At 69.7% G+C, this 24,545-nt stretch carries 25 protein-coding genes; 8 read left to right on the forward strand and 17 right to left on the reverse strand.

From position 1 onward, the window contains the following. Positions 1-39: 39 nt before the first annotated feature. The 4 genes from pgsA to HRC28_RS17035 are packed head-to-tail and all read right to left on the reverse strand — an operon-like array spanning position 40 to position 6,653. Positions 40-675, reverse strand: a complete 636-nt coding sequence (gene pgsA / locus HRC28_RS17020; RefSeq protein WP_182376638.1) for a CDP-diacylglycerol--glycerol-3-phosphate 3-phosphatidyltransferase — start codon at positions 673-675, stop codon at positions 40-42. Further along, positions 672-2,123 (reverse strand): 30S ribosomal protein S12 methylthiotransferase RimO, encoded by a 1,452-nt coding sequence (gene rimO, locus HRC28_RS17025; protein ID WP_182376639.1) that lies wholly within the window; start codon positions 2,121-2,123, stop codon positions 672-674. Before rimO ends, pgsA begins: the two co-directional genes overlap by 4 nt. Positions 2,124-2,169: 46 nt before the next feature. Beyond that, positions 2,170-4,032 carry a helix-turn-helix transcriptional regulator gene (locus HRC28_RS25155; RefSeq protein ID WP_237111865.1) on the reverse strand — a complete coding sequence of 621 codons (1,863 nt, stop codon included), beginning with the start codon at positions 4,030-4,032 and terminating at the stop codon, positions 2,170-2,172. 5 nt (positions 4,033-4,037) lie between these two features. Next, positions 4,038-6,653: a DNA translocase FtsK gene (locus tag HRC28_RS17035; protein ID WP_182376640.1), complete on the reverse strand. Its 2,616-nt coding sequence runs from the start codon at positions 6,651-6,653 to the stop codon at positions 4,038-4,040. 97 nt (positions 6,654-6,750) lie between these two features. On the opposite strand from HRC28_RS17035, the gene HRC28_RS17040 reads away from it, so the two are divergent. Together HRC28_RS17040 and HRC28_RS17045 are read left to right on the forward strand one after the other, a co-directional pair. Further along, positions 6,751-7,170: a hypothetical protein gene (locus HRC28_RS17040; protein WP_182376641.1), complete on the forward strand. Its 420-nt coding sequence runs from the start codon at positions 6,751-6,753 to the stop codon at positions 7,168-7,170. Further along, positions 7,167-7,574: a heavy metal-responsive transcriptional regulator gene (locus HRC28_RS17045; protein WP_182376642.1), complete on the forward strand. Its 408-nt coding sequence runs from the start codon at positions 7,167-7,169 to the stop codon at positions 7,572-7,574. The genes HRC28_RS17040 and HRC28_RS17045 overlap by 4 nt, the downstream gene beginning before the upstream one ends. Before the next feature lie 3 nt (positions 7,575-7,577). Here the strand turns inward: HRC28_RS17045 and HRC28_RS17050 are convergent, their stop codons facing one another. The 10 genes from HRC28_RS17050 to gcvT are packed head-to-tail and all read right to left on the reverse strand — an operon-like array spanning position 7,578 to position 15,479. Further along, the gene (locus tag HRC28_RS17050; protein ID WP_182376643.1) at positions 7,578-9,263 is read right to left on the reverse strand and encodes a ribonuclease J; all 1,686 of its coding nucleotides are present in this window, start codon (positions 9,261-9,263) and stop codon (positions 7,578-7,580) included. Then, positions 9,263-10,150: a 4-hydroxy-tetrahydrodipicolinate synthase gene (gene dapA, locus HRC28_RS17055; RefSeq protein WP_182376644.1), complete on the reverse strand. Its 888-nt coding sequence runs from the start codon at positions 10,148-10,150 to the stop codon at positions 9,263-9,265. The genes HRC28_RS17050 and dapA overlap by 1 nt, the downstream gene beginning before the upstream one ends. A gap of 46 nt (positions 10,151-10,196) precedes the next feature. After that, positions 10,197-11,141 carry an LLM class F420-dependent oxidoreductase gene (locus HRC28_RS17060; protein ID WP_182376645.1) on the reverse strand — a complete coding sequence of 315 codons (945 nt, stop codon included), beginning with the start codon at positions 11,139-11,141 and terminating at the stop codon, positions 10,197-10,199. A gap of 38 nt (positions 11,142-11,179) precedes the next feature. Further along, positions 11,180-11,638: a PIN domain-containing protein gene (locus HRC28_RS17065; RefSeq protein WP_182376646.1), complete on the reverse strand. Its 459-nt coding sequence runs from the start codon at positions 11,636-11,638 to the stop codon at positions 11,180-11,182. Beyond that, entirely contained in the window at positions 11,619-11,849 is a 231-nt protein-coding gene (locus HRC28_RS17070; protein ID WP_182376647.1) for a hypothetical protein, read from the reverse strand. The genes HRC28_RS17065 and HRC28_RS17070 overlap by 20 nt, the downstream gene beginning before the upstream one ends. Before the next feature lie 29 nt (positions 11,850-11,878). After that, the gene (locus HRC28_RS17075) at positions 11,879-12,391 is read right to left on the reverse strand and encodes a dihydrofolate reductase (protein ID WP_182376648.1); all 513 of its coding nucleotides are present in this window, start codon (positions 12,389-12,391) and stop codon (positions 11,879-11,881) included. Next, entirely contained in the window at positions 12,388-13,200 is an 813-nt protein-coding gene (locus tag HRC28_RS17080) for a thymidylate synthase (protein WP_182376649.1), read from the reverse strand. The genes HRC28_RS17075 and HRC28_RS17080 overlap by 4 nt, the downstream gene beginning before the upstream one ends. Before the next feature lie 26 nt (positions 13,201-13,226). Then, on the reverse strand, positions 13,227-14,063 hold the full coding sequence (locus HRC28_RS17085) for a PhzF family phenazine biosynthesis protein (protein ID WP_182376650.1): 837 nt from the start codon (positions 14,061-14,063) through the stop codon (positions 13,227-13,229). Positions 14,064-14,079: 16 nt separating this feature from the next. Next, complete coding sequence (locus HRC28_RS17090) at positions 14,080-14,349, reverse strand: hypothetical protein (RefSeq protein ID WP_182376651.1); 270 nt, start codon at positions 14,347-14,349, stop codon at positions 14,080-14,082. Continuing rightward, positions 14,346-15,479 (reverse strand): glycine cleavage system aminomethyltransferase GcvT, encoded by a 1,134-nt coding sequence (gcvT, locus tag HRC28_RS17095; protein WP_182376652.1) that lies wholly within the window; start codon positions 15,477-15,479, stop codon positions 14,346-14,348. Before gcvT ends, HRC28_RS17090 begins: the two co-directional genes overlap by 4 nt. A gap of 41 nt (positions 15,480-15,520) precedes the next feature. On the opposite strand from gcvT, the gene HRC28_RS17100 reads away from it, so the two are divergent. After that, positions 15,521-17,038: a leucyl aminopeptidase gene (locus tag HRC28_RS17100; protein ID WP_182376653.1), complete on the forward strand. Its 1,518-nt coding sequence runs from the start codon at positions 15,521-15,523 to the stop codon at positions 17,036-17,038. On the opposite strand, the gene HRC28_RS17105 is transcribed toward HRC28_RS17100, so the two are convergent. Further along, on the reverse strand, positions 16,998-17,339 hold the full coding sequence (locus HRC28_RS17105) for a hypothetical protein (RefSeq protein ID WP_182376654.1): 342 nt from the start codon (positions 17,337-17,339) through the stop codon (positions 16,998-17,000). The two genes, HRC28_RS17100 and HRC28_RS17105, sit on opposite strands and share 41 nt — an antisense overlap. 112 nt (positions 17,340-17,451) lie before the next feature. On the opposite strand from HRC28_RS17105, the gene sucB reads away from it, so the two are divergent. Beyond that, a complete protein-coding gene (gene sucB, locus HRC28_RS17110) occupies positions 17,452-19,242 on the forward strand; it encodes a 2-oxoglutarate dehydrogenase, E2 component, dihydrolipoamide succinyltransferase (protein ID WP_182376655.1) in 1,791 nt (596 codons plus the stop codon). A 60-nt stretch (positions 19,243-19,302) separates the two neighbouring features. Here the strand turns inward: sucB and HRC28_RS17115 are convergent, their stop codons facing one another. Continuing rightward, entirely contained in the window at positions 19,303-20,220 is a 918-nt protein-coding gene (locus HRC28_RS17115; RefSeq protein WP_182376656.1) for a hypothetical protein, read from the reverse strand. Positions 20,221-20,286: 66 nt separating this feature from the next. On the opposite strand from HRC28_RS17115, the gene HRC28_RS17120 reads away from it, so the two are divergent. Next, positions 20,287-21,195, forward strand: coding sequence for a TIGR01777 family oxidoreductase (locus HRC28_RS17120; protein ID WP_182376657.1), 909 nt, complete (start codon positions 20,287-20,289; stop codon positions 21,193-21,195). On the opposite strand, the gene HRC28_RS17125 is transcribed toward HRC28_RS17120, so the two are convergent. Then, on the reverse strand, positions 21,144-21,725 hold the full coding sequence (locus HRC28_RS17125; RefSeq protein WP_182376658.1) for a hypothetical protein: 582 nt from the start codon (positions 21,723-21,725) through the stop codon (positions 21,144-21,146). The two genes, HRC28_RS17120 and HRC28_RS17125, sit on opposite strands and share 52 nt — an antisense overlap. A 62-nt stretch (positions 21,726-21,787) precedes the next feature. Here HRC28_RS17125 and lipB point away from each other — a divergent pair, with 62 nt between their 5' ends. The 3 genes from lipB to HRC28_RS17140 are packed head-to-tail and all read left to right on the forward strand — an operon-like array spanning position 21,788 to position 24,537. After that, a complete protein-coding gene (gene lipB / locus HRC28_RS17130) occupies positions 21,788-22,531 on the forward strand; it encodes a lipoyl(octanoyl) transferase LipB (RefSeq protein ID WP_182380714.1) in 744 nt (247 codons plus the stop codon). 54 nt (positions 22,532-22,585) lie between these two features. Beyond that, complete coding sequence (locus HRC28_RS17135; protein ID WP_182376659.1) at positions 22,586-23,512, forward strand: ATP-binding cassette domain-containing protein; 927 nt, start codon at positions 22,586-22,588, stop codon at positions 23,510-23,512. After that, a complete protein-coding gene (locus HRC28_RS17140) occupies positions 23,509-24,537 on the forward strand; it encodes a hypothetical protein (protein WP_182376660.1) in 1,029 nt (342 codons plus the stop codon). The genes HRC28_RS17135 and HRC28_RS17140 overlap by 4 nt, the downstream gene beginning before the upstream one ends. Positions 24,538-24,545 lie beyond the last annotated feature (8 nt).

Raw genomic sequence — 24,545 nt, forward strand, 5'->3', positions numbered from 1 at the left:
CCGACCCACCGCCCCCTGCGCGGAGGACTTCCCGACCGGCTAAACAGCCTTGCGGATGTCGTGGCGCTGCTTCCAGACGTCACGGAAGAACTCGTAGCCGGACCAGAGGGTCAGCAGGAACGCCGCCGCGAGGAACACGAGGGCGACGCCGTAGGTGATCTCGCCGGGTACGTCGAGCCAGCCATCGACCTCGAGCAGGGGCAGGCTCAGGAAGCCGAGTGCGAACGCCTGGGCGACGGTCTTCCACTTGCCGCTCTGCGCGGCAGCGATGACGACCGCCTTGAGCACCGACAGGCGCAGCAGGGTGACGGCCCACTCCCGGACCAGGACGACGATGGCGATGGTCCACATCCACCAGGTGTCCATGATGATCGCGAGGCCGATGAAGGCCATCCCCGTGATCGCCTTGTCGGCGATCGGGTCGGCGATCTTGCCGAAGTCGGTGATCAGGTTGTGCTTGCGCGCGATGTCGCCGTCGACCTTGTCGGTCACCATCCCGACGAAGAAGATCCCGAAGGCGACGGTGCGCCACAGGACGGAGTCGCCGCCGTCGTACAGGAGAGCCCAGCCGAAGAACGGCACCAGAATGATCCGCAGCGTGGTGAGCGCGTTGGGGACGTTCCAGTTGCTCGGCTTCGTTGCGGCCGGCACGACCGGGGCGTTGGACTCGCTCATGCCACTCCTTCAACGGGTTCGGCAATCAGGTCGACGCCATCGCTTGCAACGACGATCGCCTGGATGAAGTCACCCACCCGCGCGTCCGGCACTCCGAGGACACGGGTGGTGCCGTCGACCTCGGGCCCCTGCTGGGCGGCGCGGCCCTCGACGGTGCCGTCACCGGTGCCATCGGGGTCCACCTCCTCGATGAGGACCTCGACGACGGTGCCGATGCGCTCTTCGGCGCGGTCGGTGGTCAGTTCGGTGACCAGGTCGGTGACGTGCTGCAGGCGGGCGCGGATCTCGTCGTCGTCCAGCTTGCCGTCGAACGTCTCGGCCTCGGTGCCGTCCTCGTCGGAGTACCCGAAGACGCCGGTGACGTCCATACGGGCGGCGACGAGGAAGTCACACAGGGTCTGCAGGTCCTCCTCGGTCTCGCCGGGGAACCCGACGATCACGTTGGAGCGCACTCCGGCGTCCGGGGACAGGCTGCGTACCTGGTCGAGCAGGCCCAGGAAGCTCTCCGGGTCGCCGAACCGGCGCATCCGGCGCAGGACCGAGGCGCTCGCGTGCTGGAACGAGAGGTCGAAGTACGGCGCCACGCCAGGCGTCGTCGCGATCGCCTTGACCAGGCCAGGGCGGGTCTCGGCGGGCTGCAGGTAGGACACCCGCACCCGTTCGATGCCGTCGATCGCTGCGAGCTCGGGGAGCATCGTCTCGAGCAGGGTCAGGTCGCCCAGATCCTTGCCGTACGACGTGGAGTTCTCCGAAACGAGGAAGACCTCCTTGACGCCCTGCTCGGCGAGCCACATCGCTTCCTGCAGTACGTCGGAGGGCCGGCGGCTGACGAACGAACCGCGGAACATCGGGATGGCGCAGAACGTGCAGCGCCGGTCGCAGCCGCTGGCGAGCTTGAGGGGAGCCATCGGGCCACCGTCGAGCCGTTTGCGCAGCGCGGAGCGGCCCGGGATCGCGACTTCCTGGCCGGCGTCGGCGGGACGCTCGACAACGGCCTGGCGGTCAGCAGGGCTGATCGGGAGCAGCAGGCGCCGGTCCCGGGGCGTGTGCGGGTGCTGCTTGTCGCCGGCGAGGATCGAGCGCAGGCGTCCGCCGATGTCCTCGTAGTCGTCGAAGCCCAGTACGGCGTCAGCCTCGGGCAGCGAGTCGGCAAGCTCCTCGCCGTACCGCTCGGCCAGGCAACCGACCGCGACGACGGCCTTGACCTTGCCGTTGCCGTCGGACGTCTTGAGGTCCGAGGCGGCAAGCAGCGTGTCGATCGAGTCCTTCTTGGCCGCGTCGACGAACCCGCAGGTGTTCACGACGACGGTGTCCGCGTCCTCCGGGTCGTCGACGAGGACGAAGCCGTCGGCCGCCAGGCGGCCGGCAAGCTCCTCGGAGTCGACGTCATTGCGGGCGCACCCGAGGGTGAGCAGGGCAACCGAGACGGGGGCGGGAGTACTGGTCATGTCCGCCCGAGCCTACCGGCGGAGCGCCCCCGGCCGGGATTCGTCGTTACCTGGCCACGAGGGTCTTGGCGACGTCGACGCCGGTCTCCCCCAGCGCCTTGGCCTTGTTCTTGCCCAGGGCGTAGGTCACTGAGCCGTCAGAGCTGGTGATCCGGATCGGCGGCACGACCCTGAGCTCGGTCGTCTGACCGAACGCAAGAGCACCGTCGAACACGATCTCGCCGGCACCGTCACGCACATTGAGGGTCGCGCCGCCGCCGGCGGCTGTCAGCGTCAGTTTCACCGGGTCGCCCTTGGCGGCCGCGGTGTCGGAGACCCCGCCGCTCTGGTTGAGCACCGGGGTGTCGCCGACCGGGGCCGGACCGTCCATGACGAGCCGGGCGATCGACCAGATCAGGATCGCGCCCATCACGGCCGCAATCAGCACCGACCAGTTGCGTCCGCCACGGGTGCTGCGGATCGCGCCACCGGCGCCCGTGGCGAGCTCGGACTCGAAGACCCGACGCGGGTCGACGGGAGCGTGGGCGTAGGTCTCGTCGTACGACGCCACCAACGGCGCTGCGTCGACACCCAGGACGCGGGCCAGGGTGCGCAGGTGCCCACGGGCGTAGAAGTCGCCGCCACACGGGCCGAAGTCGTCGACCTCCATCGCTTCGATGACGTGGGGCCGGATCCGGGTGCGGTCGGAGAGCTGGTCGATCGTGAGCCGCAGGCGTTCCCGGGCGGCAGCCAGGTCCGGGCCGATGATCGGCTGTGCGGACGGTCGCACCGCAAGGTCGTCCAGGACGACGGTCATGGTGTCGCCCGGCGCTGCGTACGACGCCGCGGAGTCCTCGAGCGGGATCCGGGCCGTGACGGGCCGGTCGACCTCGACGCGCGCGGACAGCACGGTCGGGCGACCCGGTGCGGGCGGCTCCCCACCCTCGTCGTCGTGCCAGTCACCGCGCAGGCCGTCGCGCGGGTCGCGGCGGAACTCCTCGGGGGGCAGCACGATCTCGTCGGTGTTCTCGACGTCCGAGGGGTCCTCGTCGAGCACGATCTCGTCGGTGCTCTCGACATCGGTGTCGTCGTCGGTGTCGTTGGACGGGGCCGACCATCCGCGGATCTGGGCCAGGCGCGAGCGCAGACGGCTGACGTCGGACTCGGCCGGGTGCACCTCGGTCACGGCGCGGGCATCGTCGTCGTCGTCCACGGCGAGGCCGCCGTCCTGGTCGAAGGCGTCGTCGGACTCCTCGTCGCTGCGCGTGCCGGGCACGACACCAGCGAGTCCCGCCGCAACACGAGCGGCGATCCCGTGACGCTCGGCAGCCGAGCCGACCTCGTCGTCATCGCGGTACAGGTCGCTGAGGTTCGGGATCACGTCGCGACGGGTCTGCGGCTGGTCGTCCAGGCCGGGAACGACCTCCACCACGTCGGCGCGGCCGTCAGCCAGTTCGGCGAGAACGTCACTGAGCGAGGCCAGCGGTGCCCCGGCGATCCGGGTGGCGAGGGTCAGCGGAACGACGAGCTGGCGGTCGTCGTACCCGTCAACGAGGAGGTGGCCGTCGCGCAGGCCACGGCGGGGCAGGTGCTCGAGGCAGTCGATCTCGGGCCAGGCAATCCCGCGCCAGCGGGCTCCTTCGCGCACCCGCACACCGCGCGGGTCGGCGACGAGCAGGGGCGCGCGGCTGTCCGCAAGGGAACCGAGGTGGACGATCGTGACGAGGGCCAGGATGCCGAACAGCAACCAGTCGAGACCGGTGCCGTCGGTGAAGGCACGGACCGCGAAGGCGACCGTCAGCAGCGCCGCGAGCCCGCCGATCAGCGCGGACAGGGTGACGTTGCGCCGAACCTCGACCTGCTGTTCCAGGTCGGATGCGGTCGAGTCCGAACGGTCGTTGTCGTCGGTCTGGTCGAGGTTGTCGGTCATCTGGCTCACGCCTCCCCCTGGATGGTCATGATCACTGCGTCGATCTCGTCGGGCTTGACGAGGACATCGCGCGCCTTGGAGCCCTCGCTGGGTCCCACGACGCCCCGGCTTTCGAGGATGTCCATCAACCGGCCGGCCTTGGCGAAGCCGACGCGGAGCTTGCGCTGCAGCATCGAGGTCGAGCCGAACTGCGTGGACACCACGAGTTCGATCGCCTGGATGACCAAGTCCATGTCGTCGCCGATGTCGTCGTCGAGGACCTTGCTGGCCGCAGGGGCGGCGGTGACGTCCTCGCGGTAATTGGGTTCGAGCTGGCCCTTGCAGTGCTTGACGACCTGCGCGATCTCCTTCTCGGTGACCCACGAGCCCTGCACACGTATCGGCTTCGATGCACCCATCGGGAGGAAGAGACCGTCACCCTGACCGACGAGCTTCTCGGCACCGGGAGTGTCGAGGATGACGCGGGAGTCCGCGAGGCTGGAGGTCGCGAACGCCAGTCGGGACGGGACGTTCGCCTTGATCAGACCGGTCACGACGTCGACCGAGGGCCGCTGCGTCGCGAGCACCAGGTGGATACCGGCCGCACGGGCGAGCTGGGTGATCCGGACGATCGAGCTCTCGACGTCGCGCGGCGCGACCATCATCAGGTCGGCGAGCTCGTCGACGATGACCAGCAGGTACGGGTACGGCGTCAGCACGCGCTCACTGGCGGCGGGTACCTCGACCTTGCCCTCGCGAACGGCCTTGTTGAAGTCGTTGATGTGGCGGAAGCCGAAGTTCGCCAGGTCGTCGTACCGCATGTCCATCTCGCGGCAGACCCACTCGAGGGCCTCGGCGGCCTTCTTCGGGTTGGTGATGATCGGGGTGATCAGGTGCGGAACGCCTTCGTAGGCGTTCAGCTCGACCCGCTTGGGGTCGACCATGATCATCCGCACCTCGTCGGGCGTGGAGCGCATGAGGACCGAGGTGATCATCGAGTTGATGAAGCTCGACTTGCCGGAGCCGGTCGCACCGGCGACCAGCAGGTGCGGCATCTTCGCGAGGTTGGCGACGACGAATCCGCCCTCGACGTCCTTGCCGAGCCCGGCAATCAGCGGGTGGTGGTCGTTGCGCGCGGTGTTGGAGCGGAGCACGTCACCGAGGGAGACGATCTCCTTGTCCGTGTTGGGGATCTCGACACCGACCGCGGACTTGCCCGGGATCGGACTGAGAATCCGCACGTCCTCGGAGCCGACGGAGTAGGAGATGTTGCGCTGGACGCCGAGGATCTTCTCGACCTTGACGCCGATGCCGAGCTCGATCTCGTAACGCGTGACCGTCGGTCCCCGCGTGTAGCCGGTGACCTGGGCGTCGACACCAAACTCGTCGAGGACGGTCTGCAGACGGATCACGACGTCGTCGCTGGCCTTGGAGCGCGCTCGGTGCGGGTCGCCGGGCTTGAGGGCCGCGGCGTCCGGGAGCGTGTAGACGATGTCGCCCGAGAGCGCGAGCTGCTCGACGCGCTGCGGCAGGTCGGCATGCGGGGGCGGCTCGACGTCACCGTCGTCGTCCGCAGCTGCCGACTTGGCCAGGCGGCGCGCGATCAGCGCGTTGGAGCCGGCCTCCGGGTCGAGGGGCTCGTCGTCGACGAGCGGGATGTCGATCGGCTCCATGAGCGCCATCGACTCCTCGACGGTGAGCTCGTCAGCGGACTTCTTGCCGCGACGCTTCTTCTTGCCGTCCTCGGCCAGCAGCGGGGTGTCGTAGGCGGGGTCGCCCGTCCGCTCGAAGGTGTCGCTGAGCCGGATCGGCTGCGTGGCGTCCGCGTCGTCGTAGTCGTGGTGACGGCCGGTGAGCATGTCGCCGAGCTCGCGCAGGCGGTCGGGTACGCGGTAGAGCGGCGTGGCCGTGATGACCAGCACGCCGAAGCAGGCCACCAGGGCCAGCAGGGGTACGACGAGCGCGGGTGAGCGCAGCAGGTCGAGCAGGAGCGCGGAGACGACGTACCCGATGGCGCCACCGCCCTCGCGCAGGGCGGAGGTGTCGCCCTGGACGGGCTCAGGGCTGCCGTTGGCGATGTGGACGATGCCGAGCAGGCCGAAGGCGAACGCCGCCCAACCGATGATCTGGCGTCCCGCCGGACCGTTGCTGACCGGGTCGCGCATGACTCGCCAGCCGGCGAGCAGGACGAGTAGCGGGACGAACCAGCCGATCTTGCCGACCGTGCCGGAAACCGCGGCGCGGGTGAAGTCCATGACGCCACCGGGGACCTCGAACCACACGGCGGAAGCGATGATCAGCGCCAGGCCGCACAGCAACAGGCCGAAGCCGTCGCGCCGCTGCTCGGGCTCGATCTCGCGGGCGCTGTGGCCGATGCCGCGGGCCACCGCTCCGATGGCGTGCGCGAACGCCAGCCAGATCGCAACCACTCCGCGTCCGAGCGCGACAAACGCCCGGGCCACGGGTCCGGGCCCATTGCGAACGGCGCGCGGGGCCGGTCGCCGGGCCGCGGTCTTCTTGGCCGGTGACTTCTTGCTGGTCGTACTACGTGATCGCGAGCTGGCTGTCTTCTTCGCGCCCGAGCGTGAAGAAGGGGTGGTCCGGCTTCGCGACGCCGTCGGGGAAGACGTACGGGTCGCCATGCTCACAACCTACCCACAAGTCACACCAGCCACAGGGACCACAGGCTGGTGTGTCGGGCTTGACCTTGCACCAAGGTGCAGGGTCCACGGTCTCTCCATGACCTCCACTCCCCTGCGCATCGTGCGCGCATCGGCCATCTACGACGCCGTCGTGACGACCGGCTTCGCCCTCCCCTGGCTCGCCGCCGCGACCTTCGGAACCCTCGGCTCGATCCACCGCGAGCTCGACCTCACCGGCTCCCTCCCCGACCCCGACGACCCGTTCACGGTCCTGTTCGCAGGCCTGATGGGCGGACTCGTCCTCGTCTGGTCGGTGGTGCGGATCGTCCGGCCCACGCTGCTGGTGGGTGCGGCCGACACGGTGGCTCGGGCACTGTTCTGCCTCGGCATGGTGGTGGCCCTGACCGAAGGCGCCAGCACGGTGATCGTCGGCTTCCTGGTCCCCGAGGTGTTGTGGGGTCTGGTGCAGGGCGTTGCCGTCGCGGCGGCGCTGCGGCGCCGTACCCTCACGACGTGAACATCTCCGAACTGGCCGCCCGGGCAGGAGTGAAGGTCTCCACCGTGCGCTTCTACGAGCGGCGTGGGCTCCTGCCCGTCCCGTCGCGCACGTCCGGCGGCTACCGGGAGTTCCCCGACGACCAGATCGCCCGGGTCCGGTTCCTGCGGCGCGGCCAGCAACTCGGCTTCAGCCTTGCCGAGCTCGGCGAACTCACCGCCCTCTCTGGCCAGGAGGTGCTGCTGACCGGCGACATCGCCCGCGTCGGCCAGGCCAAGCTCGCCGAGATCGACGAGCGGATCGCCGACCTCACGCGAGTGCGCTCAGCGCTGGCCGGCCTGCTCGAGCAGCAGTGCATCGACCCGAACGCCGCCTGCCCGCTGGTGGGTGCGCTCGGGGGCGAGCCGGCAGCCCAGCCCGCCTGAGGTCTACGCCTCGACGACGACGGGGATGATCATGGGGCGGCGCTTGTGCGTACCGCTGACCCAGCGCCCGATGGTGCGGCGGATGATCTGCTGCAACTGGTAGGTGTCGGTGCTGCCCTCGCTCAGCGCGCGGTTGACCGCGTCGAGGATCGGTTGCTTGATGCTCTCGAAGTCCGAGTCCTCCCAGGCGTGGCCGCGGGCGTGGATCTCGGGGCCGGCGGACACCTTCCCGCTGACCGAGTCGACGACCACGATGACCGAGACGAAGCCTTCTTCGCCGAGGATCCGGCGGTCCTTGAGCTCGGACTCGGTGACGTCGCCGACGGACTGGCCGTCGACGAAGACGTAGCCGCACTCGACCTTGCCGACGACCGACGCGACACCGTCGACGAGGTCGACGACGACGCCGTCCTCGGCGTACACGACGTTCTCGACGCCGGTCTGCTTCGCGAGCTCGCCGTTGGCGAGCATGTGCCGGGACTCGCCGTGGACGGGCAGGACGTTGCGCGGCTTGACGATGTTGTAGCAGTACAGGAGCTCGCCGGCGCTGGCGTGACCGCTCACGTGGACCAGCGCGTTGCCCTTGTGGACAACACGGGCGCCGAGGCGGGTCAGGCCGTTGATCACGCGGTAGATCGCGTTCTCGTTGCCGGGGATCATGCTCGAGGCGAGGATGACGGTGTCGCCCTCCTCGAGGTGGACGAAGTGGTGGTTGCGCTGCGCGATCCGGGCGAGAGCACTGAGCGGTTCGCCCTGCGAGCCGGTCGAGATCAGCACCTGCTTCTCGGGCGCGAGGTCGGCAAGCTGCTTGGCGTCGACCATCACGCCCGGCGGGACGTGGAGATAGCCAAGGTCGCGGGCGATGGCCATGTTGCGGACCATCGAACGCCCGACGTAGGCGACCTTGCGGTCGTGCAGGACGGCGGCGTCGAGAATCTGCTGGACGCGGTGCACGTGGGAGGCGAAGCAGGCGACGATGATCCGCTGCTTCGACTCCTGGAACGCCTGGTTGAGGACCGGAGTGATCCGCTTCTCGGGGGTGGTGAAGCCGGGGACCTCGGCGTTGGTGGAGTCGGTGAGGAACAGGTCCACACCCTCCTCGCCCAGCCGCGCGAATGCACGGAGGTCGGTGATCCGGCCGTCCAGCGGCAACTGGTCCATCTTGAAGTCACCGGTGTGCAGCACCAGACCCGCGCCCGTACGGATCGCCACGGCAAGCGCGTCCGGGATCGAGTGGTTGACGGCGACGAACTCCAGGTCGAAGGGACCGAAGGAGATCTTGTCGCCCTCCTTGACCGTGTAGAACGGCGTCTGGCGCAGCCGGTGCTCGCGGAGCTTGGAGTTCAGCAGGGCCAGGGTGAGCTCGGAGCCGACGAGCGGGATGTCCTGACGCTCGCGCAGGAGGTACGGCGCCGCGCCGATGTGGTCCTCGTGGCCGTGGGTCAGCACCAGTGCCTCGACGGCATCCAGCCGGTCCCGGATCGAGGTGAAGTCGGGCAGGATCAGGTCGACGCCCGGGTGGTGCTCGTCGGGGAACAGCACGCCGCAGTCGACGATCAACAGGCGGCCGTCGTACTCGAAGACGGTCATGTTGCGACCGATCTCGCCGAGGCCGCCGAGCGGGGTGACGCGCAACCCGCCCTTGGGGAGTTCCGGCGGTGCCGACAGTTCGGGGTGCGCGTGCGACATCAGAGGAGGCCCGCCGCGACGAGTCCGGCCCGGAGGTCCGCGACTTCGTCGTCGTCGAGAGCCAGCAGTGGCGGTCGCACGATCCGGTTGTCGAGCACGCCCTTGAGCTCGAGCGCGGCCTTGGCCGTGGTGGCGCCGTAGTTGGCTGCGCCCATGATCGCTTCGTATGCCGGAATGAGACCGGTGTGGATCCGCAACGCTTCGGCGTGGTCGCCCGCGAGGAACGCCTCGATCATCGTCTTGAGCTGGACGCCCGCGACGTGGCCGACGACGGAGACGAGGCCGGTGGCGCCGTAGGCGAGGTAGCCGAGCGTGTTGACGTCGTCACCGGAGTAGACGGCGTAACCGAGGTCGACCAGTTGTGCGGTGCGGGCCAGGTCGCCGGTGGCTTCCTTGACGGTCGTGACGGTCTCCCACTGGCGGGCAGCAACATACGTCTCGAGGGAGATCTTGGTGCCGGTGCGGCCGGGGACGTCGTACAACATGACGGGCACGCCGGTGGCCTCGACGACCTGGCGGAAGTGGTTGAGCACGCCGGGCTGGCTCGGCTTGTTGTAGTACGGCGTCACGAGCAGCAGGCCGTCCGCGCCGACCTTCTCGGCCTGGCGGGCCAGTTCGACGGAGTGGCGGGTGTCGTTGGTGCCGACGCCGGCGACGATCTTCGCCCGGTCGCCCACCGCGTCCTTGACGGCTGCGAGGGTCTCGCCGTCCTCGGCGCCGGTGGTGGTCGGCGACTCGCCGGTGGTGCCCGAGACGACGATGCCGTCGTTGCCGTTGTCGACGAGGTGCTTGGCGACCTTCTGCACCGCGTCCAGGTCGACGGAGCCGTCAGCGTGGAACGGCGTGACCATCGCGGTCAACACCGTCCCGAAAGGTGCGGAAGTCATGGTCAGAGCCTATCGCCACGCGGCGCCAGGGCCGCGTCGCCGTCCCTCACACGTGAGGCATGACCTCGGCCGCCACGAGGCGCAGGTGATCGAGATCGCCCAGGTCGAGGACCTGGAGGTAGATCCGCTGGGCGCCGAGGGCCGCGAACCGCTGGATCTTCTCCACGACCTCGGCGGGCGTCCCGGCCAGTCCGTTGGCGCGCAGTTCGTCGACGTCGCGACCGATGTACGCCGCCCGGCGGGCGGTCTCCGCGTCATCCTTGCCGACACACAGCACCAGCGCGTTCGACCAGATGATGCTCGCGGGGTCACGGTCGATGGCCTCCGCGGCCTGCCGGACGCGACCGAACTGGAGGGCCGTGAACTCCTCGTCGACGAACGGCAGGTTGAACTCGTCGGCATACGCCGCGGCGAGGGCCGGCGTCTTCTTCGCGCCCTTGCCGCCGATCAGGACCGGCGGACCGCCGCGGTGCCCGGACGTCTGGGTCGGCTTCGGCAGCGCCGGGCTGTCGCTGAGTTCGTAGTGCTTGCCGGTGAACGCATACCGGTCCCCGACCGGCGTCGCCCACATACCGGTGATCAGCTCGAGTTGTTCGGCGTAGCGCTCGAACCGCTCGCCGGTGTCCGGGAACGGGATGCCGTAAGCGGTGTGCTCCTGCGTGAACCAGCCGGCGCCGATGCCGAGCTCCACCCGGCCGCCACTCATCTGGTCAACCTGCGCCACCTGTACGGCGAGTACCCCCGGGTGCCGGAAGGTCGCGCTGGTCATCAGCGTCCCGAGCCGGATGGTGCTGGTCTCCCGCGCCAGGCCAGCCAGTGTCGTCCAGGCGTCGGTGGAGCCGGGCAGCCCGTCGCCGCTCATGTGGAGGTAGTGGTCGCTGCGGAAGAACGCACCGAAGCCGAGCCGCTCGGCCTCGAGGGCCACGGCCAGCAAGTCGTCGTACGTTGCACCCTGCTGAGGTTCGGTGAAGACACGGAGTTCGACAGTCATGCGCCAACCCTGCCAGTCGCCCGGTCATTCGACGCCCGTCAATCGGCCAGCGACTCGATCCGGATCGTCGACGCAAACCGCTCGAAGTGACGGGCGTTGTCAGTGACGATCACATCGACCTGGTGCACCAGGCCCATCGCCACGAGATTCGCGTCGTGCACCTGCTTTCCCGTCGCCCGACCCGTGACGACCAGGGCGCGAAGCAAGGTTGAACCCTCCGTGGTCTCCGGCAACACATCGATGCCCACGAGCAACTCGTCGAGGTTCGTTGCCGCCACCGGTCCCGGCAAGCCGTACCCGTTGACATCGAGAGGCCGCGTCGCCACCACGAGGTACTCGCGGATGATCTGGGGGATGACGACGAGGGCGCGCCCGTCGTTCTCCAGGAGGCTCAGCGCGGCGGCGTGCGACCTGCGGGACGTGTCAGTCGCCGACAGGAACACGTTGGTGTCGAGCAGGACGCGCTCGACACGGGCTTCATCGTCCGTCGTCGTCATAGATCTCGTCACGCGACCACGGCTCGCTGACCCCGGTCGTGACGGTCGTCAGGCGCAGGGGTCCACGCCGACGTCGTACGACGGGCTCCGCGGCTGCGCGGTCCAGCACTTCGCGCAACTCCTGCTGCATCGATCGCCCGTGACGGGCGGCGCGCTCCTTGAGCGCAGCGACGGTCTCAGGTGGTACGTCACGGATGTGAAGCGCCGGCATGACACCGATGCTAGCACCAGTGCTATCACTCAGCCGCAGGCGAAGACCCGCTCCCACCACACGACGGTGAAGCCCTCGCGCTGGTCGCGACGACCTTCCCGCCAGCGGTTGCGGCTGAACTTCGGGTAGTGGGTGTCCCCCTCGGGCGACAGCGGGATCTCCGAGAGGATCTGCTCGTCGGCGTACGGCAGGGCCGCGGTGTAGACCGCGGCGCCGCCGCCGATCATCACCTGGCCGCGCGGGCTGTCGGCGAGCAGCTGGTCGGCGAGCTCCAGCGCGCTGGGGACGTCGTGGGCGACCCGGACACCCTCGGCCGACCAGTGCGGGTCGCGGGTGAGCACGATCGTCTGGCGGCCGGGCAGCGGTTTGCCGATGCCCTCGTGCGTGGTGCGTCCGATGATCAGGACGTGGCCGGTGGTGGTCGCCTTGAAGTGCGCGAAGTCCGCCGGGATGTGCCACGGGATGTTGGCGTCCGAACCGATGACGCCGTTCTCGGCCACGGCCGCCACCATGGTGACGCGCTTGCCTCCGGGAGTGCTCATACTGCGATCGGCGCCTTGATCCCGGGGTGCGGGTCGTAGCCGTCGATGCGGATGTGTTCGAGGTCGAATGCATCGAGCTCGGTCACCGCGGGGTCCAGCCACAACGTCGGCAGCTCCCGTGTGTCCCGCGACAGCTGGAGCCGGGCCTGGTCGAGGTGGTTGGAGTAGAGGTGCGCGTCGCCGAGGGTGTGCACGAAGTCCCCCACCCGCAGCCCGGTCACGTGGGCGACCATGTGGGTGAGCAGGGCGTACGACGCGATGTTGAACGGCACGCCGAGGAACACGTCGGCCGAGCGCTGGTAGAGCTGACAGCTGAGCCGCGCCGGACCGCCGTCGACGGCCGGAGCGACGTAGAACTGGAAGAGCGTGTGGCAGGGCGCGAGCGCCATCTGCGGAATGTCGGCGACATTCCAGGCCGACACGATGTGCCGGCGGCTGTTGGGGTCGCGGCGGATCTGCTCGACGATCTGCTTGATCTGGTCGACGTGGCCGCCGTCCGGAGTCGGCCATGACCGCCATTGGTAGCCGTAGACCGGCCCTAGGTCGCCATTGTCGTCGGCCCACTCGTCCCAGATCGAGATGCCGCGGTCCTGCAGCCACTTGACGTTGGTGTCGCCGCGGAGGAACCACAACAGCTCACCGAACACGGACCGCGTGTGGATCTTCTTCGTGGTGACCATCGGGAAGCCCTCGGCCAGGTTGAACCGCATCTGGTGCCCGAAGACGCTCAGCGTGCCGGTGCCGGTGCGGTCACCCTTCTCCACACCTTCGTCGAGGATCCGCTGGACGAGGTCGAGGTAGGCGCGCACAAGTGCAGGTTAGTCGGGCAAACCGCTCAGAGTGCGGCAGTCCCGAGGATCGTGGTCAGGGTGTCGCCGCCGACCCAGATCGAACCAGCCTCGTCGGTCTCGATGTGGACCCGTCCGCGCCGCCCCAGCACCGTCCCCTGACTGGCTGTGTACGACGCCGGGAGCACCCCGCCCGCGAGCCACTGGGCGAGCGACGCGTTGAGCGAACCCGTCACCGGGTCCTCCGTCGTGCCGGCCGCGTGAGGGCAGAACGCGCGCACCTCGACCGCGCATTCGGAGCCCTCCGGGTACGGCCCGATGACGCCGACGTCGACCGGCATCGCGGCGAAGTCCGGCTTCAACCCGAGCACCACGTCAGCAGACGCGAGCTGGACCCCGACCCAGCCGGGTCCGTTGTCGGCCCAGGCGATGTCGAGGATCTCGTCACGCCCGACCCCGAGCGCCGCTGCGATGTCCGCGGCCAGGGCCGGCTCGACCGGACCGGAGCGGATCAGGCCTGGCGCCTTGAAGGCCAGGCGTCCATCGGTGCGCCGCAACTGCACGAGCCCGACGCCGCATTCCTGCACCACGCCCTCGCCCGCCGGGACTCCCCCGGCTTCGAGCCAGGCGTGGGCGGTGCCGAGGGTCGGGTGTCCGGCGAACGGCAGTTCGCTGGTGGCGGTGAAGATGCGCACCCGGTAGTCGGCGGCAGGGTCGGTGGGCGCGAGCAGGAAGGTCGTTTCGCTGAGGTTCGTCCAGCGCGCGAATGCCTGCATCTGCTCGTCGCTCAGGCCCTCGGCGTCGTGCACCACCGCCACCGGGTTGCCGAGCAGCGGCTCGGCGCTGAAGACGTCGACCTGGCGGAAGTGTCGTCCCTCAGTCATGCCGGCAGGCCCATGATCAGGCACTGAGGGACATCGGGCCGTATACCTCGCGGTCGACGTCGAACAAGGTCACCTGCGCGACGCCGTGCTCAGCGAGCTCGGCCCAGATCTCACCGACCCACGACTCGGCGTCGCCCTGGCTGGGGAAGGTCTTGTCGCCGTACTCCTCGGCGGCCTCGCCCGCGAGGGTGACCTCGGCACCGGACGCGTCCTCGAGTCGCCAGTACCACGGCTGGTCGGGCGCGGCGGGCGGACGGAACGTCGGGGGCTGTTCGGGAAGCGTCATGACTCACGCACCGAGGGCGTCACGAAGGGCGGCTTGGTGATCTGGAAGACCTCGTTGCGGCCGCGTACGTCGACCATCACCTCGGCTTCGTCGTTGACCGCGCTGGCGACCAGCGCCAGGCCGATGCCCTTCTTCAGGGTCGGCGAGAAGGTGCCGGAAGTGACCTCACCGAGAGGCACGTCGCGCAGCAACCGGACGCTCATGTGCGGACGCGGGATGGCGCGGCCGGTGGAGACGATGCCGACGAGCTTGCGGCGCGGGCCGGCCTCGCGCTCGGCGAGCAACATGTCGCGACCCCAGAACGCCGGCTTCTTCCAGCCGACTGCCCAGCCGAGGCGCGCCTCGTTGGGGGTGATCGACGACGAGATGTCCTGGCCGTGGAGCGGGTAGCCCATCTCGGTGCGCAGCGTGTCGCGGGCGCCGAGGCCGCACGGGGTGAGGCCCAACGCCTCGCCCGCAGCCATCAACCGGTCCCACAGTGCGACGGCCACCTTCGAGGAGGCGATGAGTTCATAGCCGCGCTCCCCGGTGTAGCCGGTGCGGCAGACGATGACGAGCGCGTCGGGGTCCGGGTCGGTGTCGTCGGCCTCGAACGGTGCCTCGACGAAGGTGAGGTAGTCGTGGCCCACCGGCAGTCCGACGGCCGCCACGACGTCGTCCGACTTCGTGCCCTGGATCGCCAGCACGACGTAGTCCTGGTGGTGGTCGACGATCTTGATGCCCTCGGGCGCGGCCTCGGTCAGCCGGCGTCGTACCTCTTCGTTGTTGGAGGCGTTCGGGACGACCAGGACGTGCTCGTCGTCGCGGTAGTAGGTGAAGACGTCATCGATGATGCCGCCGGTCGCGTCGTCCACGACGAGGCTGTACTGCGCCTTGCCGGGGCCGATCCTGTGCAGGTCGTTGGTCAGTGTCGAGTTCAGGAACTCGACGGCACCCGGGCCGCGTACGACGAGCTTGCCGAGGTGACTGACGTCGAAGATGCCGACGCCCTCACGCACGGCTGCGTGCTCCTTGACGACACCGGTCGGGTACTCCAGCGGCATCGACCAGCCGCCGAACTCGGAGAACTTCGCACCGAGCGCAACGTGACGATCGTGGAGGAGGGACTGCAGTGGGGTCGGATCGGCCATGTCCGGAATCTATTGCATCTGCGCATCGGTAGCCTGAGCCGGTGACGTCCTTTGCACTGCGAACTGCCAGTCCCGCCAAGACCCGCGCGGAGGCTGTCGTCGTCGGAGTGCTGCCGGACGGTGTCCTGGCGCCGGGTGCGGAGGACGTCGCGGCGGCGTACGGCCGCAAGCTCTCGGGCCTGCTCGCCACCGTCGGCGCCAAGGGCAAGCCGGGCGAGGTCACCAAGGTCCCGACCGGTGGCGTCATCTCGTCGCCCCTGCTGGTGCTGGTCGGTCTCGGGAGCAATCCCGGTCCGGCCGAGGTACGACGCGCAGCCGGCAACGCCGCGCGCGCCGTGACCAACGCGGCGTCGGTAGCGCTGGCCCTGCCGGCCGACACCCCTGAACTCGTACGCGCCGTCATCGAGGGCTACCGCCTCGGCGGCTACGCCTTCACCACCTACAAGTCCAGGCCCGGTACGCCGACCACGCCGGCCGAGATCGTCGTACTGACCCCGGCCGCCCGGAAGTCCGAGGTGATCGCCGCGGTCGAACCGGCCCAGATCGTGGTCGACGCCGTCGTCGCCACCCGCGACTGGGTGAACACTCCCCCGGCCGACCTCACGCCGCCGATGTTCGCCGACGCCATCACGGCAGCGGTGAAGGCCGGCAACAAGCAGGTCCTCAGCGGGGGCACCAAGATCAAGGTCGACGTCCTGGACGAGGTCCGGCTGGCCGAGCTCGGTTGCGGCGGCATCCTCGGCGTGGGTGCCGGTTCGGCCGCTCCGCCGCGGCTGGTCGAACTGACCTATCGGCCCAAGGGCGCGGTGCTGCACATCGCACTGGTGGGCAAGGGCATCACGTTCGATTCCGGCGGCCTGTGGATCAAGCCCTCCGCGAGCATGGGCACGATGAAGGAAGACATGGCCGGCGCCGCCGCCGTCGTGCAGGCGATGATCGCCGCCGCCCGCCTCGACCTACCCGTGCAGATCTCGGGCTTCACTGCGCTGGCCGAGAACATGATCGGCGCCGCCGCGATGCGCCCCGGCGACGTGCAGACGATGTACGACGGCACGACCGTGGAGATCGGCAACACCGACGCCGAAGGCCGACTGGTGCTGGCCGATGCGATGGGCCGGGCGGTCGAAGCCAAGCCGGACCTGGTCATCGACATCGCGACCCTGACCGGCCACATGGTGATGGCGCTCGGCGACAAGATCGCCGGGGTGATGGGCGACGACGCCGTCGTCGCCCAGGTGCTCGCCGCGGCCGAGGCCGTCGGCGAGGACGCCTGGCCGATGCCGATCCCGGACTTCATGAACGAGCGGATCCGCAGCAGCAAGATCGCCGACCTGTCGCAGTACGACGGCATCCGCTGGGGTGGCGGACTCTTCGCCGCTGCGTTCCTGCGCGAGTTCAACGGCGGATTGCCGTGGGGGCATCTCGACATCGCCGGTCCGACGTACAACCGCGGTGGCCCGAACGGCCACTGGACCTCGGGCGCGACCGGCTACGGCGTCGCGACCCTCGTCGAACTGCTCAGGGCGTCGGCGGCCGCTGCTGCTTCTGCTGCTGCCTGACCCGCGAGTTGTAGTCGCGCATCCGCTGCGGCACACCGACCACGGCGGCGTCGTACGACGGGATCTGGTGGCGGTTGCAGAAGTCGTGCGCCCACTTGACCGACGGCACCCGTCGGCGGGTCCACTCGCCGTCGTGCGCGACGAGAAGCAGCGTGACGTCGCTGACGGCGGTGCGCGGCTCGACGAAACCCTCGACACCACGGCGCTCACCCACCCAGGTCTGCAGGTGCTGCTCATCGGTGCGGTCCGATGCGCGGACGCGAGTGGAACCCGTGCGCGCCTCCGCCGTCGGGTTACTCATGCGTACCTTCGATCCCCTGCGGAATCGGTCGAACCAAGCCATGGGAACAGTTTGCCCGATCGATGGGTGGCCTGTTGCCAGATGCTTCGTACGTGGTGCAAGGATGAGGTCCATGGCGACCGAAGTCACTCTCCCCGCACTCGGCGAATCCGTCACCGAAGGCACCGTTACCCGCTGGCTCAAGCAGGTCGGTGACCAGATCGCGATCGACGAGCCTTTGCTCGAAGTGTCCACCGACAAGGTCGACACCGAGATCCCGTCTCCGGTCGCGGGCACGCTGCTCGAGATCAAGGCCGCCGAGGACGAAACCGTCGAGGTCGGCGCCGTTCTCGCAGTGATCGGTGAAGCCGGCGAGGGTTCCGCCGCGGCGCCGGCTGCGCCCGCCGAGGAGGCTCCGGCTGCTCCGGCTGCCGAGGAGCCCGCCGCCCCTGCTCCGGTCGAAGAGGCGCCCGCCGCCCCGGCTCCCGCCGAGGCACCCGCTGCGGAAGCACCGGCCGCTGAAGCTCCCGCCGCCGGCGGTGCCGCCACCGGTACGGCGGTCACGCTCCCCGCGCTCGGTGAGTCCGTCACCGAAGGCACCGTCACCCGCTGGCTCAAGCAGGTCGGCGACGCCGTCGCTGTCGACGAGCCGCTGCTCGAGGTCTCCACCGACAAGGTCGACACCGAGATCCCGTCTCCGGTCGCGGGCACGCTGCTCGAGATCAAGGCCGCTGAGGACGAGACGGTCGAGGTCGGCGCCGAGCTGGCCATCATCGGTTCCGGTACGCCGGCCGCTGCTCCGGCCGCGCCCGCCGCTCCTGCTGCTCCGGCTCCTGCTGCTCCGGCCCCGGTCGAGGCTGCTCCCGCTCCTGCCGCACCGGCTCCTGCCGCACCGGCTCCTGCCGCACCGGCTCCTGCCGCACCGGCTCCTGCCGCTCCGGCCCCGGCCACCCCGGCTCCCGCGCCGGCTGCACCCGCCCCGGCACCCGCCGCCTCCGAGGACGGCCCCGGCTACGTCACTCCCCTGGTCCGCAAGCTCGCCGCCCAGCACGGTGTCGACCTCGCCCGGGTCAGCGGCTCGGGCGTGGGTGGACGGATCCGCAAGCAGGACGTCCTGGACGCCGCAGCGTCGCTCAAGGCTGCCGCTCCGGCACCCGCCGCTGCTGCTCCGGCGGCCGCTGCTCCCGCCGCCGCGTCGGCCAGCCCGTCGCCGCTGCGCGGCCAGACCGTCAAGGTCAGCCGCCTGCGCAAGATCATCGCCGAGCGCATGGTCGACTCGCTCCACGTGTCGGCCCAGCTCACCCAGGTCGTCGAGGTCGACGTCACCAACATCGCCCGCCTGCGCGAGAGCGAAAAGGCCGACTTCCTGGCCCGCGAGGGCGTGAAGCTGTCGTACCTGCCGTTCTTCACCAAGGCAGCGATCGACACCCTCAAGCAGCACCCGTCGCTCAACGCCACGATCGACCTGCCCGCGGGCGAGATCACCTACTACGACCGCGAGAACGTCGCGTTCGCCGTCGACACCGAGCGTGGCCTGCTGACGCCGGTCATCAAGGACGCCGGCGACCTGTCGATCTCGGGCCTGGCCAAGAAGATCTCTGATGTTGCCGAGCGGACCCGCACGAACAAGATCGGTCCGGACGAACTGTCCGGCGGCACGTTCACGATCACGAACCTGGGCAGTTTCGGCGCCCTGTGGGACACGCCGATCATCAACCAGCCGCAGGTCGCCATCCTCGGCCCCGGTGCCGTGGTGAAGCGTGCGGTCGTCATCGACGACGACGACCTCGGCGAGACCATCGCGGTGCGCCACATGGTCTACCTCGCGCTGACCTACGACCACCGCGTGGTCGACGGTGCCGACGCCGGTCGCTTCCTGCGTGACCTGAAGAAGCGCCTCGAGTCGGGCCAGTTCGAAGTCTGAGGTCCCTCTGACAACACGAGCCCCCGGTCCGCGACAGCGGACCGGGGGCTTCGTCGTCGCCTACCGAGTGGTCGCGTCGAGGGCGACGTCGAAGGTGGTCGTGACCCGCTGACCACCGACCTCGACGGTCGTCGATCCCTTGCTCGACGAGGTCGCACGGATCGGCCCGAGGAGGCCGCTCTTCCCACGGACGACACCCGTCGCCGTACTGATGCCGTCGATGATCTTCCCGGCCGGGGTGTCCCCCGGCTCGGCCGTCTGGGTGGACGCGACCTCGATCGCGTATCCACCGTCGGTGAGTTCGGTGAGTTCGTACGTCGACACGACCTTCGCGCGCCTGCCGCTGGTGCCGATCTCGGACGCGACCTTCCATTGGGCGCCGACGCCGACCTCTTCGGCGGGCAAGGGCACGGCGAGCACGAAGCCCAGTCCGATCACGTCCTCGAGGATCCGGGCCACCAGGTCGGCGGCCTTGTCGCCGGGGTCGGTCTCGCGGGACACGACCCGCCCCGTCCGGTCATGGACGACGCGCATGGTCACCCCCTCGAGGTTCGCCAGCGCCTGGCGCGCCTGGGTCAGGGAGGCCTCGTCGAGTCCGCCTCCGGAGATCGTGGCCTTGCCGTAGACGACGTCGGTGACCACCTCCTCGTCGGAGACGTCGACGATCGTCGTCGTGAACGGGATGGCCATCGGCACGGTGGTTGGCTCCGACGACAGGAAGTCGTCATCGGTGGTCGAGGTCAGTGCGAGGGTGCTCGTCTCCGAGTGCCCTTTCTCGACGTCGAGGGCGACCACTCGCCGCGGTGCGACGCCCGCGTCCACCAGGGTGACCACGGCCGGAACGACCGGCGCAGCGACGGCGCTGGTGGCCGTCGCGCTCGGCTCGGCCTTCGGCTCGTCGGCGTCGCTGCACGCCGCCAGGGCCAGAACGGCGACGACTCCGATCACCAGGGAACGACGGGGACGTGCGACGGGCATGGATCTCCTCGGGGTGGGTGCCGCCACAGGGTGCCACGCTCACCAGTGCGGTGGGAGGGTTTGACCATGACCACGCCCACAGGACTGTCCGTCGTCGTTGCCGGCTCATCCGGCTTTCTCGGGAGCCACCTGTGCACGGAACTCGAGTCCCGCGGCCACGAGGTGACCCGACTGGTCCGCCGCGACGCACAAGGACCACGTGAGTCGACGTGGGATCCGCAGGGCGGCGTGGTCGACGCTTCCGTCATCGGCGCGGCCGACGTCGTCGTGAACCTCGCCGGCGCACCGTTGATCGGCAACCCCCACTCGAAGCGTTGGGCCGAGGCGGTGCGCACCAGTCGGGTCGCGACGACCGGCACCCTCGCCACCACCATCGCGGCCCTCGCGAAGCCGCCCGCGCTGGTCAACGCCTCCGGCGTCAGCTGGTACGGCGACCACGGCTCCGCGTTGCTGACCGAGTCCTCCGACACCCGTGGCCACGCCCTGCTCACCCGGGTCTGCCGCGAGTGGGAAGCGGCGGCCCAGCCTGCGATCGGCGCCGGCGCTCGCGTCGTACTGCTCCGGACAGCGCCGGTGCAGGACCGCACCAATCCGCCGCTGCAGCAACAGCGCCTGCAGTTCAAGGCGGGGCTCGGCGGCCGCCTCGGCAACGGGCAGCAGCACATGCCGCTGATCTCGCGGCGGGACTGGGTGGGCGCGGTGGCGTTCCTCGTCGAACACCCGACCGCTGCCGGCCCGGTGAACGTCTGCGCTCCCACGACGCCGACCAACGCGGACTTCACGCGGACCCTGGCCGACCTCGTGCACCGGCCGGCATTCTTCGCGGTCCCGTCGCCCGTGCTGAAACTGGCCGCCGGGGCGATGTCCGACGAGGTGCTCGGCTCGCTCAACCTGCGTCCGCAGGCACTGCTCGACCTGGGGTATCAGTTCGCGGACCCGGACGTCGCCGCCGTACTCGCCACCGGGCTCTCCTGAACCGAGGCCAGCAACCACTGCCCGCCGACCGCACGGAACTCCAACTCACGGGTGGTCGCCTGGTCCTGCGGCAACATCCGCCGCTCGCCCGTCCCGACCGCCTCCGCCCCGACCAACCGGTCCGTCACGACCAGCACCAGCCGCCGTTCGGTCCGTGCCCGCAACTCGACCTCGAGCACCTGCATCGACATGCCCTCGATCCGCAGCCCGCGCTCACGCCAGGCCCGGAGCATGGCAACATCGGCAACACCTGCACGCGAGCCGTGGACGTACAGCCGACCCAACGCGGCCGGATCACCCGAGGCCCACGCCGCCGCCCGGGACCGGTCCCACTCGCGGAGCACCGCCAGCGAACTGACCGCCCCGGCCACGCTCACGGTGCGAGCCTCGGGAGCAATCACCGCGGCGGGCACACCAGCAGGGGACGGCGCCGGATCGTCACCGCGCAAGGCCGCTCCCGCCACGAGCGCACCGACCAGCACCAGCACAGCCGTGCCCGCGAGGAGCCATCGCGATCCCGAGATCCGCATGCCCCGTTCCTACGTCAGATCGGGCGGACGTGCACCCGGTCATCCACAGGCAACGGAGTAACCTGAGCAGCGTGGAGTTCCGTGAGGTCGGCCTCGGCGCCGACGCGCTCGAGTACATGGCCGCCTGGGAACTCCAACGGGAGATCCACGAGCAGGTGGTCGCAGGCACCACACCCGACACGGTGTTGCTGCTCGAGCACCCGCCGGTCTTCACGGCTGGCAGGCGCACACAGCCCCAGGACCGGCCCGCCGACCCCGGCGGCGCGCCCGTCATCGACGTCGACCGCGGCGGCGAGATCACCTTCCACGGCCCCGGTCAGCTCGTCGGCTACCCGATCGTCCGGTTGCCCAACCACGTCAAGGTGGTCGATTACGTCCGTCGGGTCGAAGAGGCGTTGATCGCCGTCTGCACCGAGTTCGGAGTGACCACCGCACGCGTCCCCGGTCGCAGCGGCGTCTGGCTCCGGGCCGACGACCGCGGCCCGGAGCGCAAGATCGCCGCCCTGGGCATTCGGGTCCGGCGCGGCGTCACGATGCACGGATTCTCGTTGAACTGCGACGTCGACCTCGGTTGGTACGACCGCTTCGTCCCGTGCGGGATCAACGATGCCGGCGTCACCTCGCTCAGCCGCGAGCTCGGGCGGGACGTCCCTGCCACCGAGGTCCTCGATGCTGTTCAACGGCACCTGAGCGACCTGCTGGCGTGGGGTTCCTACGACGCGACACCCGACTACGAGGCGCGCCCGGACCCGGCAAAGGCCCGCGCGACCGGCGGCGTGGCGCTCCTGAGTTACCCCGCACGCTGACCCTATACTCGGTATCTATTGGCCGCTCGGGCCAACGGATCCCAAGGGGCCAACGTGAGTGATCTCGTCATCGAGACCAGCGGACTGCGCAAGGAGTTCCGCACGCGCAAGGGCGGCCTGCGGGTCGCCGTACAGAACCTCGACCTGGCGGTTCCCGCCGGTGGTGGCGTCCACGGGTTCCTCGGCCCGAACGGGTCCGGCAAGACCACGACCATCCGGATGCTGCTCGGTCTTGCGCGCCCGACGCGCGGCACGATGCGGCTCTTCGGCGAGCCGGTGCCCGAGAAGCTGCCGCAGGTGATCGGCCGCGTCGGCGCGGTGGTCGAATCCCCGAAGTTCTCCCCCAACTTCACCGGCCAGTTCAACCTGCGCCTGCTCGCCGACGCGATCGGCGCACCGCGCTCCCGCGTCGATGAGGCGATCGCGACCGTGCAGCTCGACGGTCGCGAGAAGGACCGTTACAAGGGCTACTCCCTCGGCATGAAGCAGCGCCTCGCGATCGCCGCGACCCTGCTCAAGGACCCGCAGTTGCTGATCCTCGACGAGCCCACCAACGGCCTGGACCCCGCCGGCATCCGCGAGATCCGCGAGACCATCCGCAGCCTCGGTGAAGCCGGCGTGACCGTGCTGCTGAGTTCGCACATCCTTGCCGAGGTCCAGCAGGTCTGTACGTCGGCCACGATCATCGGCAACGGCAAGCTGCTCGCCTCCGGCCGGGTCGAGGACCTCCTCGGCAGCAGTACGGCGTTCCGGGTCGTCGTACCCGAACAGGCGCGAGCGCTCGAGGTGCTCGGCGCGGCGGGGCTGGAAGCTGCCACTGACGACGACACCATCCGCGTCGAGACCGAGGACGCCGCCCGGATCACCCAGGTGCTCGGCGAGGCCGGCGTCTGGTTGACGGAGCTGACCCCGCTGCGGCCCGACCTGGAGACGTTCTTCCTCGCCTTGACGGACGCCGAGCGACTGGGGGCCGAGGCATGAGCGCCTTCCTCCGCCTCGCCCGCGTCGAGCTGCGTCGGCTGCTGCACCGCCGCGCTGCGCTCGTCCTGATCGCCGCCTGCTTGATCGTCCCGGTCATCATCGGTGTTGCCACCGTCCTCGACACCCGGCCGCCCTCGGCGAGCGACCTGGCGCAGGCCGAGGAGCAGATGGAGCAAGCCCGCAACGACCCGTCGTTCGAGGAGAACATCCGGCAGTGCATCGCGGACCCGCAGGGCTGGGGCGGCTACCCGGATGACCTCACCGCCGAGGAGGCCGAGAAGGCCTGCCTTGCGGACCAGGAACCCCGGCTCGACTGGTACCTCTACTCCCCGCAGCTCGACATCAGGAGCGAGCGCGACAACGGCTCCGGCATCGCGATCACGCTGCTCCTGTCGATGGCGATGATGCTGCTCGGCACCACCTTCACCGGCCACGACTGGGCCAGCGGCTCGGTGAGCAACCAGTTGCTGTTCGAGCCACGCCGCCTGCGCGTCTGGTTCGCCAAGGCACTCGTGGTCACCGGTACGGCGACCCTGCTCGCCACGGTCGTCATGTCGTCGTACTGGCTGGCCATCGGCGCGGTGGCCCGGTCCCGTGACCGGCTCGGCGACGGCGTACTCCTCGACTGCCTGCAGATGGGCTGGCGCGCGGCGGGTGTCGCCGGCGTCGCGGCCTTGCTCGGCTTCGCGCTGACCATGCTGTTCCGCAGCACCGTGGCCACCCTCGGCATCCTCTTCGGCATCGCGCTGGCCGGCGGCATCCTGCTCGGCGTCTTCGGCATCGGCGACCGGTGGAACCCCGCCCACAACGTGGGCGCAGTCGTCGCCGACGGTGTGCAGTACTACGCCGAGACGACCTGCTCCCCGAAGCAACTCGAGGAGATGGGTGATGACTTCGGAGGGGGCGTCTATTGCACCGAGGAGCGCACACTGACCTTCGGGCAGGGCGTTGGCTTCCTCGGTACGGCGGTCGTCGGCGCGAGCCTCGGGTCGCTGCTCTGGTTCCGTCGTCGCGACGTCCCGTAGGACCGCTC

Origin of the sequence: Nocardioides sp. WS12 (genome assembly GCF_014108865.1) — a bacterium.
In the GTDB taxonomy this organism is placed as follows: Bacteria; Actinomycetota; Actinomycetes; order Propionibacteriales; family Nocardioidaceae; genus Nocardioides.